Raw genomic sequence first — 14008 nt, 5'->3', positions numbered from 1 at the left:
CTTACTTAGTTCGTTTTTCTGAAAAACCTCGGTTATTTTTTCTTGTTGCACAAAAAAAAGACCAGTATCTCTACTGATCTTTTTCCTCTTTTTACTTGGCAACGCCCTACTCTCACAGGGGGAAAACCCCAACTACCATCGGCGCTGAGAGCTTAACTTCCGTGTTCGGATTTCGGCTTGCGATAAGCGGCGAATCTCCTCGTCAGCTTGTTCGTTCAGATCCTCATGTGCCAACTACGCACACTCCGGTCTTCTCTCTGCGTTTCCTTACTTGCACAGGATGTGCTGATTTCTACGTTGTCACAGGAGGTAGCGCTCTTAGTAGAAGTTACTTGATATGCTTCTCCCAAGCCTCTGGCTAGTAATTATACTTTATCTCTACATTTTTACGAAAAACCTTCGGTTTTGGCAATCGTTTTATACTAACAAAAAAGACCAGTATCTCTACTGATCTTTTTCCTCTTCTTACTTGGCAACGTCCTACTCTCACAGGGGGAAACCCCCAACTACCATCGGCGCTGAAGAGCTTAACTTCCGTGTTCGGCATGGGAACGGGTGTGACCTCTTCGCCATCATCACCAAATAATATAAAGTTTGAAGGCATATTCCTTCAAAACTAGATAACGATTCACAATTCAATTCACTAAGCATTCGCTTATTGTTAGGTTAAGTCCTCGATCGATTAGTATCAGTCAGCTCCACACGTCACCGCGCTTCCACCTCTGACCTATCAACCTGATCATCTTTCAGGGATCTTACTCACTAATGTGATGGGAAATCTCATCTTGAGGGGGGCTTCATGCTTAGATGCTTTCAGCACTTATCCCTTCCGCACATAGCTACCCAGCTATGCCTTTGGCAAGACAACTGGTACACCAGCGGTGCGTCCATCCCGGTCCTCTCGTACTAAGGACAGCTCCTCTCAAATTTCCTACGCCCACGACGGATAGGGACCGAACTGTCTCACGACGTTCTGAACCCAGCTCGCGTACCGCTTTAATGGGCGAACAGCCCAACCCTTGGGACCGACTACAGCCCCAGGATGCGATGAGCCGACATCGAGGTGCCAAACCTCCCCGTCGATGTGGACTCTTGGGGGAGATAAGCCTGTTATCCCCGGGGTAGCTTTTATCCGTTGAGCGATGGCCCTTCCATGCGGAACCACCGGATCACTAAGCCCGACTTTCGTCCCTGCTCGACTTGTAGGTCTCGCAGTCAAGCTCCCTTGTGCCTTTACACTCTACGAATGATTTCCAACCATTCTGAGGGAACCTTTGGGCGCCTCCGTTACATTTTAGGAGGCGACCGCCCCAGTCAAACTGCCCACCTGACACTGTCTCCCAGCCCGATCAGGGCTGTGGGTTAGAATTTCAATACAGCCAGGGTAGTATCCCACCGACGCCTCCACCGAAGCTAGCGCTCCGGCTTCTCAGGCTCCTACCTATCCTGTACAAGCTGTACCAAAATTCAATATCAGGCTACAGTAAAGCTCCACGGGGTCTTTCCGTCCTGTCGCGGGTAACCTGCATCTTCACAGGTACTATAATTTCACCGAGTCTCTCGTTGAGACAGTGCCCAGATCGTTACGCCTTTCGTGCGGGTCGGAACTTACCCGACAAGGAATTTCGCTACCTTAGGACCGTTATAGTTACGGCCGCCGTTTACTGGGGCTTCGGTTCAAAGCTTCGCTTGCGCTAACCTCTCCCCTTAACCTTCCAGCACCGGGCAGGCGTCAGCCCCTATACTTCGCCTTGCGGCTTCGCAGAGACCTGTGTTTTTGCTAAACAGTCGCCTGGGCCTATTCACTGCGGCTTTTCCGGGCTATTCACCCTAAAAAGCACCCCTTCTCCCGAAGTTACGGGGTCATTTTGCCGAGTTCCTTAACGAGAGTTCTCTCGCTCACCTTAGGATTCTCTCCTCGCCTACCTGTGTCGGTTTGCGGTACGGGCACCTCTCACCTCGCTAGAGGCTTTTCTTGGCAGTGTGGAATCAGGAACTTCGGTACTATAGTTCCCTCGCCATCACAGCTCAGCTTATGTGACAATGGGATTTGCCTCATTGTCAGCCTAACTGCTTGGACGCGCATATCCAACAGCGCGCTTACCCTATCCTTCTGCGTCCCCCCATTGCTCAAATGGTGAGGAGGTGGTACAGGAATTTCAACCTGTTGGCCATCGCCTACGCCTTTCGGCCTCGGCTTAGGTCCCGACTAACCCTGAGCGGACGAGCCTTCCTCAGGAAACCTTAGGCATTCGGTGGAGGGGATTCTCACCCCTCTTTCGCTACTCATACCGGCATTCTCACTTCTAAGCGCTCCACGAGTCCTTCCGGTCTCGCTTCTCAGCCCTTAGAACGCTCTCCTACCATTGTTCTAAAAGAACAATCCACAGCTTCGGTGATACGTTTAGCCCCGGTACATTTTCGGCGCAGAGTCACTCGACCAGTGAGCTATTACGCACTCTTTAAATGGTGGCTGCTTCTAAGCCAACATCCTGGTTGTCTAAGCAACTCCACATCCTTTTCCACTTAACGTATACTTTGGGACCTTAGCTGGTGGTCTGGGCTGTTTCCCTCTTGACTACGGATCTTATCACTCGCAGTCTGACTCCTGAACATAAGTCTTTGGCATTCGGAGTTTGACTGAATTCGGTAACCCGATGGGGGCCCCTAGTCCAATCAGTGCTCTACCTCCAAGACTCTCATTTCAAGGCTAGCCCTAAAGCTATTTCGGAGAGAACCAGCTATCTCCAAGTTCGATTGGAATTTCTCCGCTACCCACACCTCATCCCCGCACTTTTCAACGTGCGTGGGTTCGGGCCTCCATTCAGTGTTACCTGAACTTCACCCTGGACATGGGTAGATCACCTGGTTTCGGGTCTACGACCACGTACTCATTCGCCCTATTCAGACTCGCTTTCGCTGCGGCTCCGTCTTATCAACTTAACCTTGCACGGGATCGTAACTCGCCGGTTCATTCTACAAAAGGCACGCCATTACCCATTAACGGGCTTTGACTACTTGTAGGCACACGGTTTCAGGATCTCTTTCACTCCCCTTCCGGGGTGCTTTTCACCTTTCCCTCACGGTACTGGTTCACTATCGGTCACTAGGGAGTATTTAGCCTTGGGAGATGGTCCTCCCTGCTTCCGACGGGATTTCACGTGTCCCGCCGTACTCAGGATCCACTCTGGAGGGAACGAAGTTTCAACTACAGGGTTGTTACCTTCTTTGACGGGCCTTTCCAGACCTCTTCATTTACTCCGTTCCTTTGTAACTCCGTATAGAGTGTCCTACAACCCCAAGAGGCAAGCCTCTTGGTTTGGGCTAATTCCGTTTCGCTCGCCGCTACTCAGGAAATCGCGTTTGCTTTCTCTTCCTCCGGGTACTTAGATGTTTCAGTTCCCCGGGTCTGCCTTTATTACCCTATGTATTCAGGTAAAAATACTACTCCATTACGAGCAGTGGGTTTCCCCATTCGGAAATCTCCGGATCAAAGCTTACTTACAGCTCCCCGAAGCATATCGGTGTTAGTACCGTCCTTCATCGGCTCCTAGTGCCAAGGCATCCACCGTGCGCCCTTAACAACTTAACCTTTGACATCAAAGATGTCACTTACATTATTAAGAGAATCACTAAACTAAGCGTTTAAACTCAGTGAATTACTTGAATTGTTTTCGTTATCTAGTTTTCAAGGAACATAAAGCACAGGATCATCAAATGCTGAATGCATTTTCACTCCTATGTGTTTTCTTACTTATTGAAAGATCGTATGATCTCTCAAAACTAAACAAAATACCAAGCATGCCTCATATCCTTAGAAAGGAGGTGATCCAGCCGCACCTTCCGATACGGCTACCTTGTTACGACTTCACCCCAATCATCTGTCCCACCTTAGGCGGCTGGCTCCTTACGGTTACCCCACCGACTTCGGGTGTTACAAACTCTCGTGGTGTGACGGGCGGTGTGTACAAGGCCCGGGAACGTATTCACCGCGGCATGCTGATCCGCGATTACTAGCGATTCCGGCTTCATGCAGGCGAGTTGCAGCCTGCAATCCGAACTGAGAATGGTTTTATGGGATTGGCTTGACTTCGCAGTCTTGCAGCCCTTTGTACCATCCATTGTAGCACGTGTGTAGCCCAGGTCATAAGGGGCATGATGATTTGACGTCATCCCCACCTTCCTCCGGTTTGTCACCGGCAGTCACCTTAGAGTGCCCAACTGAATGCTGGCAACTAAGATCAAGGGTTGCGCTCGTTGCGGGACTTAACCCAACATCTCACGACACGAGCTGACGACAACCATGCACCACCTGTCACTTCGTCCCCCGAAGGGGAACCTTCTATCTCTAGAAGTAGCGAAGGATGTCAAGACCTGGTAAGGTTCTTCGCGTTGCTTCGAATTAAACCACATGCTCCACCGCTTGTGCGGGCCCCCGTCAATTCCTTTGAGTTTCAGTCTTGCGACCGTACTCCCCAGGCGGAGTGCTTAATGCGTTTGCTGCAGCACTAAAGGGCGGAAACCCTCTAACACTTAGCACTCATCGTTTACGGCGTGGACTACCAGGGTATCTAATCCTGTTCGCTCCCCACGCTTTCGCGCCTCAGCGTCAGTTACAGACCAGAGAGTCGCCTTCGCCACTGGTGTTCCTCCACATCTCTACGCATTTCACCGCTACACGTGGAATTCCACTCTCCTCTTCTGCACTCAAGTTCCCCAGTTTCCAATGACCCTCCACGGTTGAGCCGTGGGCTTTCACATCAGACTTAAGAAACCGCCTGCGCGCGCTTTACGCCCAATAATTCCGGACAACGCTTGCCACCTACGTATTACCGCGGCTGCTGGCACGTAGTTAGCCGTGGCTTTCTGGTTAGGTACCGTCAAGGTACCAGCAGTTACTCTGGTACTTGTTCTTCCCTAACAACAGAACTTTACGACCCGAAGGCCTTCATCGTTCACGCGGCGTTGCTCCGTCAGACTTTCGTCCATTGCGGAAGATTCCCTACTGCTGCCTCCCGTAGGAGTCTGGGCCGTGTCTCAGTCCCAGTGTGGCCGATCACCCTCTCAGGTCGGCTACGCATCGTTGCCTTGGTGAGCCGTTACCTCACCAACTAGCTAATGCGCCGCGGGTCCATCTGTAAGTGACAGCTAAAAGCCGTCTTTCAATTTCGAACCATGCGGTTCGAAATATTATCCGGTATTAGCTCCGGTTTCCCGGAGTTATCCCAATCTTACAGGCAGGTTACCCACGTGTTACTCACCCGTCCGCCGCTAATCTTTGGGAGCAAGCTCCCTCAGATTCGCTCGACTTGCATGTATTAGGCACGCCGCCAGCGTTCGTCCTGAGCCAGGATCAAACTCTCCAATAAAGTGTTTGATATAGCTCATAAAAGTTTTGTACTATATAGTACGTTTTTTGTTAATCGAAATTAACGTTGGCACGCTTGGTTTTGTTTAGTTTTCAAAGATCATTCGTTGTTAACTTCGTTTTCAGAAGCAACTTTATTAGTATACCGTTTAAAATATAGTATGTCAACAACTTTTTAAAAGTAATTTTTAGAATCATATTTTCAATTCAGCTAATTAATGGCAGATTCTTATAATAACTAACTATTAGTTTATTGTCAACTACCTAACAATAGTTTTTTTATATTTATTTTAATTAATACTTCATAATTGTTAATAAAACTAAGCTTTTCCTATATAAAAATACCTAATTAAATATTCCGATTGAAGACAATGCATGTAAGGTATAAATGGGAAGAATAAGAAAAGCGTGAAATCTCATGTGATTCACGCTAAATCCCTTAAGTTATAGTAAAGTATTTTTCTAGAAGGATAGAAAACGGTAATGGACGACTAAAATAAAAGCCTTGTAGTCTGGTAATATATTGTGATGCAATGTAATTTACTTGTTCTTCTTGTTCAATCCCCTCTACAACAACATCTATATTTAAAGCCGTAATCACTTCAAAAATACCAGATAGTAGTATAGTATCAAATGAATCCCTTGGCACATTTTTAATAAAGTTTCGATCAATTTTTATTACATCTATTGGTAACTCTTTAATAAATAAAAGCGAGGACGTTCCCACTCCGAAATCATCAAGTGCAACCATAATGTCACGTTTTTTTAGTGCATTTGAAAAATCTTGAATTTCATTTAGGTAAGAATCAATCACACTTTCTGTAATCTCAATTTGCAGCTTTGAAGGAGGGTAATTATATTTGGTTAAGATTTCATCTAACTTATAAATAAAGCTTTTATCCTTCATCTGTGTTTTCGATACATTAACTGATAGCACTAAGTTTTTAAATCCTTTACTGTGTAATGAGCTTATTTGCTTAATAGATTCTTTTAACACCCATTCACCTATCGCGGGCATAAGTCCCGTTTCTTCTGCTATAGGAATGAAAAGCGCTGGAGAAATCATACCCTTTGATGGATGATTCCAACGAACTAAAGCTTCCACACCCAGAATACTGTGGTCAACACTACAAACGATCGGTTGATAATGTATCTCTAGCTGTTTCATACTCAGAGCAAATTTTAAATCATTCTCTAATTCAAGTATATTTTTATATTCACTAGCTATCTCTAAATCTTGATAAAAACATGATTGATTTTTACCTTTTCGTTTCGCTTCATACATAGCAATATCAGCCTTCTGCAGTAATTCATTTAGGCCAGTGCCATCCTGTTCATAGACACTAACCCCAATACTAGCTGTTACAAAGGTCTTATATGTCTTTAATTTATTTTCTTTCCCCGCCTCAATCAGAATATCCTGGACTAACTTTTTCAAATCTTCTATGTGACTATAGTTCACAACTATAACAAATTCATCGCCACCAAATCTCGAAAATATCCCTTCTCTTTTAGAAATTAGTGGAGCAATTCTATCGGAAACACTAAAAAGTAAGCGATCCCCTATTTCATGGCCAAGAGAGTCATTAATACGTTTAAAACCATCAAGATCCAAAAACAAAATAGCTACGTTTTGTTGACTCTTTTTAGCTAACTTGTGAAATTCTTTATTTAAATAATAACGATTTGGTAGCATGGTCAAAGAATCATAATAAGCTAAGCTAACAATTTCATTATGTTTTTTCTCAAGAGATTCTAACATTGCATTAATTGAATTTTCCAAATCCGATAACTCATCTCTATTCCTATCATTTGAGATAACCCTTAGTCTAATTTCTTTATTATCTTGAATATGTTTTAATTGTATAGATAAGTTACCGATACGAGAAACAATAAAACGATTCAGCAAAAATAGAATCAAGAGAACTGTCGTAATACTAGTTAAAAAAATATACACTGATAATTGATTGACACCCGATCTTTTCTGTATAAAGTAATTTCTGTTATTCACATAACTTATTTCATAAACTTTATTTTCACTATAATCTTTCAAAAATAGTGAACCTTTAATTTTCTGATCATTTAATACCTCTACTTTTGTTCTTGTCGAAAAAGGCTTATTAACTTCTTTTAAAGTAAGTTGAATATTAATTCTTTTTCCTAATTCCTCCATAAACTGCTCATTTATTATCATCCCTACTATTAATGTTCCAGCAGATAGACCTTCTCCACTACTCAAGTATACTGGTTCAAACGATGTTACAGTTAATCCATATTCAGTAGTTATAAGATGCGTTTTTTCATTATCTTTTGATTGGACAATCGGCAAGTATTCTTTGTAAAATTCCTGTCCTAAGACAAGGAATTCTTTATTTTCATGATTATATCCAACTTGATGTACTAACTGATTTTTATCATCTAAATAAATCATAAAATTAAGCATCGTATTTTCGAAAGTAGCCTTTTGTAGGTTGACTTCCGGGTATTCAGGATAGTCACCTTTGATATATAAATATGTATCATCCCATACAGACCAGTCTAAATTTGTTCTTTTAATTATGCCCATTGTAGATATCAACTGGTTATTTAACGTATCTAACTCCCTCTGAATGTTAGTATCATCTAATTTTATAGCATCTTCTAACAGAATCGGACGAATAGTAGTCAATAGCAACACTAAAAATAGAAGCATGAAAAATCCAACCACCAAAAGACTTTTTGTCTTAAGCTTCATTACCTTAACCCTCTTTTCATAAAGGTATAATGCTCATCTTATACAAAATAGGTATATTTAACTATATCGATTGTATTATTGTAACATTTTACTAATAAAATAATAATCTGTATTTTTTTCCAAAAAACTAGTTAATTGATATCAAGTTTTATTTAACACATTTAAAAATTCTAAATCAGTAACTCTACTCTAGTTCTCTATTTTCTAATGTTAGTATAGCCGGATCTCTTAACCATTGAGAGCTAAGCAAATTTATCTTCGATTATTTCATTTTATCAACGATTTCTAGAAGTTTATCTTCGATTATCTTAAATTATCAACTATTCTACAACGTTCACCAAAAATCTACATTGATATGCTTCTCCCTAGGTTTTGTCTTTGTTCTTTGGGATAACCTTCGGTTTTATTTCACAAAAAAGACCAGTATCTCTACTGATCTTTTTTCCTCTTTTTACTTGGCAACGTCCTACTCTCACAGGGGGGAACCCCCAACTACCATCGGCGCTGAGAGCTTAACTTCCGTGTTCGGATTTCTCGGCTTGCGATAAGCGGCGAATCTCCGCGTCAACTTGTTCGTTCAGATCCTCATGTGCCAACTACGCACACTCCGGTCTTCTCTCTCTGCGCTCCTTGATCTTCTTGCTTCTCCCAAGCCTCAGGCTAGTAAGTGTATTTTGTTCCTACCTCTTTACGTGAAACCTTCGGTTTTTCTACAATCATTTAATTCAAACAAAAAAAGACCAGTATCTCTACTGATCTTTTCTTCCTCTTTTTACTTGGCAACGTCCTACTCTCACAGGGGGAAACCCCCAACTACCATCGGCGCTGAAGAGCTTAACTTCCGTGTTCGGCATGGGAACGGGTGTGACCTCTCCGCCATCATCACCAAATAATATAGTTTACGGCTTCCGATAAACTTCACATTTCTGCGTCATCTCATTCGTCAACATCCTCACATACTGAAGTACGCTCCGGTGTCTCCTCAATCGATTCCTTGAACTGTTCGTTTCTCGAAACCTTCTTACTATGAACTTAGATTGAAAGAATACATATTCCTTCAAAACTAGATAACGATTCACAATTCAATTCACTAAGCATTCGCTTATTGTTAGGTTAAGTCCTCGATCGATTAGTATCAGTCAGCTCCACACGTCACCGCGCTTCCACCTCTGACCTATCAACCTGATCATCTTTCAGGGATCTTACTCACTAATGTGATGGGAAATCTCATCTTGAGGGGGGCTTCATGCTTAGATGCTTTCAGCACTTATCCCTTCCGCACATAGCTACCCAGCTATGCCTTTGGCAAGACAACTGGTACACCAGCGGTGCGTCCATCCCGGTCCTCTCGTACTAAGGACAGCTCCTCTCAAATTTCCTACGCCCACGACGGATAGGGACCGAACTGTCTCACGACGTTCTGAACCCAGCTCGCGTACCGCTTTAATGGGCGAACAGCCCAACCCTTGGGACCGACTACAGCCCCAGGATGCGATGAGCCGACATCGAGGTGCCAAACCTCCCCGTCGATGTGGACTCTTGGGGGAGATAAGCCTGTTATCCCCGGGGTAGCTTTTATCCGTTGAGCGATGGCCCTTCCATGCGGAACCACCGGATCACTAAGCCCGACTTTCGTCCCTGCTCGACTTGTAGGTCTCGCAGTCAAGCTCCCTTGTGCCTTTACACTCTACGAATGATTTCCAACCATTCTGAGGGAACCTTTGGGCGCCTCCGTTACATTTTAGGAGGCGACCGCCCCAGTCAAACTGCCCACCTGACACTGTCTCCCAGCCCGATCAGGGCTGTGGGTTAGAATTTCAATACAGCCAGGGTAGTATCCCACCGACGCCTCCACCGAAGCTAGCGCTCCGGCTTCTCAGGCTCCTACCTATCCTGTACAAGCTGTACCAAAATTCAATATCAGGCTACAGTAAAGCTCCACGGGGTCTTTCCGTCCTGTCGCGGGTAACCTGCATCTTCACAGGTACTATAATTTCACCGAGTCTCTCGTTGAGACAGTGCCCAGATCGTTACGCCTTTCGTGCGGGTCGGAACTTACCCGACAAGGAATTTCGCTACCTTAGGACCGTTATAGTTACGGCCGCCGTTTACTGGGGCTTCGGTTCAAAGCTTCGCTTGCGCTAACCTCTCCCCTTAACCTTCCAGCACCGGGCAGGCGTCAGCCCCTATACTTCGCCTTGCGGCTTCGCAGAGACCTGTGTTTTTGCTAAACAGTCGCCTGGGCCTATTCACTGCGGCTTTTCCGGGCTATTCACCCTAAAAAGCACCCCTTCTCCCGAAGTTACGGGGTCATTTTGCCGAGTTCCTTAACGAGAGTTCTCTCGCTCACCTTAGGATTCTCTCCTCGCCTACCTGTGTCGGTTTGCGGTACGGGCACCTCTCACCTCGCTAGAGGCTTTTCTTGGCAGTGTGGAATCAGGAACTTCGGTACTATAGTTCCCTCGCCATCACAGCTCAGCTTATGTGACAATGGGATTTGCCTCATTGTCAGCCTAACTGCTTGGACGCGCATATCCAACAGCGCGCTTACCCTATCCTTCTGCGTCCCCCCATTGCTCAAATGGTGAGGAGGTGGTACAGGAATTTCAACCTGTTGGCCATCGCCTACGCCTTTCGGCCTCGGCTTAGGTCCCGACTAACCCTGAGCGGACGAGCCTTCCTCAGGAAACCTTAGGCATTCGGTGGAGGGGATTCTCACCCCTCTTTCGCTACTCATACCGGCATTCTCACTTCTAAGCGCTCCACGAGTCCTTCCGGTCTCGCTTCTCAGCCCTTAGAACGCTCTCCTACCATTGTTCTAAAAGAACAATCCACAGCTTCGGTGATACGTTTAGCCCCGGTACATTTTCGGCGCAGAGTCACTCGACCAGTGAGCTATTACGCACTCTTTAAATGGTGGCTGCTTCTAAGCCAACATCCTGGTTGTCTAAGCAACTCCACATCCTTTTCCACTTAACGTATACTTTGGGACCTTAGCTGGTGGTCTGGGCTGTTTCCCTCTTGACTACGGATCTTATCACTCGCAGTCTGACTCCTGAACATAAGTCTTTGGCATTCGGAGTTTGACTGAATTCGGTAACCCGATGGGGGCCCCTAGTCCAATCAGTGCTCTACCTCCAAGACTCTCATTTCAAGGCTAGCCCTAAAGCTATTTCGGAGAGAACCAGCTATCTCCAAGTTCGATTGGAATTTCTCCGCTACCCACACCTCATCCCCGCACTTTTCAACGTGCGTGGGTTCGGGCCTCCATTCAGTGTTACCTGAACTTCACCCTGGACATGGGTAGATCACCTGGTTTCGGGTCTACGACCACGTACTCATTCGCCCTATTCAGACTCGCTTTCGCTGCGGCTCCGTCTTATCAACTTAACCTTGCACGGGATCGTAACTCGCCGGTTCATTCTACAAAAGGCACGCCATTACCCATTAACGGGCTTTGACTACTTGTAGGCACACGGTTTCAGGATCTCTTTCACTCCCCTTCCGGGGTGCTTTTCACCTTTCCCTCACGGTACTGGTTCACTATCGGTCACTAGGGAGTATTTAGCCTTGGGAGATGGTCCTCCCTGCTTCCGACGGGATTTCACGTGTCCCGCCGTACTCAGGATCCACTCTGGAGGGAACGAAGTTTCAACTACAGGGTTGTTACCTTCTTTGACGGGCCTTTCCAGACCTCTTCATTTACTCCGTTCCTTTGTAACTCCGTATAGAGTGTCCTACAACCCCAAGAGGCAAGCCTCTTGGTTTGGGCTAATTCCGTTTCGCTCGCCGCTACTCAGGAAATCGCGTTTGCTTTCTCTTCCTCCGGGTACTTAGATGTTTCAGTTCCCCGGGTCTGCCTTTATTACCCTATGTATTCAGGTAAAAATACTACTCCATTACGAGCAGTGGGTTTCCCCATTCGGAAATCTCCGGATCAAAGCTTACTTACAGCTCCCCGAAGCATATCGGTGTTAGTACCGTCCTTCATCGGCTCCTAGTGCCAAGGCATCCACCGTGCGCCCTTAACAACTTAACCTTTGACATCAAAGATGTCACTTACATTATTAAGAGAATCACTAAACTAAGCGTTTAAACTCAGTGAATTACTTGAATTGTTTTCGTTATCTAGTTTTCAAGGAACATAAAGCACAGGATCATCAAATGCTGAATGCATTTTCACTCCTATGTGTTTTCTTACTTATTGAAAGATCGTATGATCTCTCAAAACTAAACAAAATACCAAGCATGCCTCATATCCTTAGAAAGGAGGTGATCCAGCCGCACCTTCCGATACGGCTACCTTGTTACGACTTCACCCCAATCATCTGTCCCACCTTAGGCGGCTGGCTCCTTACGGTTACCCCACCGACTTCGGGTGTTACAAACTCTCGTGGTGTGACGGGCGGTGTGTACAAGGCCCGGGAACGTATTCACCGCGGCATGCTGATCCGCGATTACTAGCGATTCCGGCTTCATGCAGGCGAGTTGCAGCCTGCAATCCGAACTGAGAATGGTTTTATGGGATTGGCTTGACTTCGCAGTCTTGCAGCCCTTTGTACCATCCATTGTAGCACGTGTGTAGCCCAGGTCATAAGGGGCATGATGATTTGACGTCATCCCCACCTTCCTCCGGTTTGTCACCGGCAGTCACCTTAGAGTGCCCAACTGAATGCTGGCAACTAAGATCAAGGGTTGCGCTCGTTGCGGGACTTAACCCAACATCTCACGACACGAGCTGACGACAACCATGCACCACCTGTCACTTCGTCCCCCGAAGGGGAACCTTCTATCTCTAGAAGTAGCGAAGGATGTCAAGACCTGGTAAGGTTCTTCGCGTTGCTTCGAATTAAACCACATGCTCCACCGCTTGTGCGGGCCCCCGTCAATTCCTTTGAGTTTCAGTCTTGCGACCGTACTCCCCAGGCGGAGTGCTTAATGCGTTTGCTGCAGCACTAAAGGGCGGAAACCCTCTAACACTTAGCACTCATCGTTTACGGCGTGGACTACCAGGGTATCTAATCCTGTTCGCTCCCCACGCTTTCGCGCCTCAGCGTCAGTTACAGACCAGAGAGTCGCCTTCGCCACTGGTGTTCCTCCACATCTCTACGCATTTCACCGCTACACGTGGAATTCCACTCTCCTCTTCTGCACTCAAGTTCCCCAGTTTCCAATGACCCTCCACGGTTGAGCCGTGGGCTTTCACATCAGACTTAAGAAACCGCCTGCGCGCGCTTTACGCCCAATAATTCCGGACAACGCTTGCCACCTACGTATTACCGCGGCTGCTGGCACGTAGTTAGCCGTGGCTTTCTGGTTAGGTACCGTCAAGGTACCAGCAGTTACTCTGGTACTTGTTCTTCCCTAACAACAGAACTTTACGACCCGAAGGCCTTCATCGTTCACGCGGCGTTGCTCCGTCAGACTTTCGTCCATTGCGGAAGATTCCCTACTGCTGCCTCCCGTAGGAGTCTGGGCCGTGTCTCAGTCCCAGTGTGGCCGATCACCCTCTCAGGTCGGCTACGCATCGTTGCCTTGGTGAGCCGTTACCTCACCAACTAGCTAATGCGCCGCGGGTCCATCTGTAAGTGATAGCCGAAACCATCTTTCAATTTTGAACCATGCGGTTCAAAATGTTATCCGGTATTAGCTCCGGTTTCCCGGAGTTATCCCAATCTTACAGGCAGGTTACCCACGTGTTACTCACCCGTCCGCCGCTAATCTTTGGGAGCAAGCTCCCTCAGATTCGCTCGACTTGCATGTATTAGGCACGCCGCCAGCGTTCGTCCTGAGCCAGGATCAAACTCTCCAATAAAGTGTTTGATATAGCTCATAAAAGTTTTGTACTATATAGTACGTTTTTTGTTAATCGAAATTAACGTTGGCACGCTTGGTTTTGTTTAGTT

Annotated in this window: 1 protein-coding gene and 6 rRNA genes; all 7 read right to left on the bottom strand. The window is 46.2% G+C overall.

From position 1 onward, the window contains the following. Window positions 1-467: 467 nt before the first annotated feature. The 7 genes from rrf (BK577_RS13155) to BK577_RS13125 all read right to left on the bottom strand — a co-directional run bounded on the left by rrf (BK577_RS13155) (window position 468) and on the right by BK577_RS13125 (window position 13917). Window positions 468-583 (bottom strand): 5S ribosomal RNA (gene rrf / locus BK577_RS13155). A gap of 79 nt (window positions 584-662) precedes the next feature. Continuing rightward, window positions 663-3592 (bottom strand): 23S ribosomal RNA (locus BK577_RS13150). Window positions 3593-3818: 226 nt separating this feature from the next. Further along, window positions 3819-5369, bottom strand: a 16S ribosomal RNA gene (locus BK577_RS13145). The 16S, 23S and 5S rRNA genes sit together here, the layout of an rRNA operon. Window positions 5370-5807: 438 nt before the next feature. Next, entirely contained in the window at window positions 5808-8102 is a 2295-nt protein-coding gene (locus BK577_RS13140; protein ID WP_078433208.1) for a bifunctional diguanylate cyclase/phosphodiesterase, read from the bottom strand. Between the two features lie 774 nt (window positions 8103-8876). Continuing rightward, a 5S ribosomal RNA gene (rrf, locus tag BK577_RS13135) occupies window positions 8877-8992 on the bottom strand. A gap of 219 nt (window positions 8993-9211) precedes the next feature. After that, a 23S ribosomal RNA gene (locus BK577_RS13130) occupies window positions 9212-12141 on the bottom strand. Window positions 12142-12367: 226 nt separating this feature from the next. Continuing rightward, window positions 12368-13917: ribosomal RNA gene (locus BK577_RS13125) — 16S ribosomal RNA — on the bottom strand. Window positions 13918-14008: the final 91 nt, after the last annotated feature.

It is taken from the genome of Metabacillus halosaccharovorans, from assembly GCF_002019635.1.
In the GTDB taxonomy this organism is placed as follows: domain Bacteria; phylum Bacillota; class Bacilli; order Bacillales; family Bacillaceae; genus Metabacillus; species Metabacillus halosaccharovorans.
This window is presented reverse-complemented; position numbering and strand designations above follow the sequence as displayed.

Excerpts from the sequence above, each read along its gene's own strand:
- BK577_RS13140 (WP_078433208.1), bottom strand. The coding sequence starts at position 8,102 with ATGAAGCTTAAGACAAAAAGTCTTTTGGTGGTTGGATTTTTCATGCTT.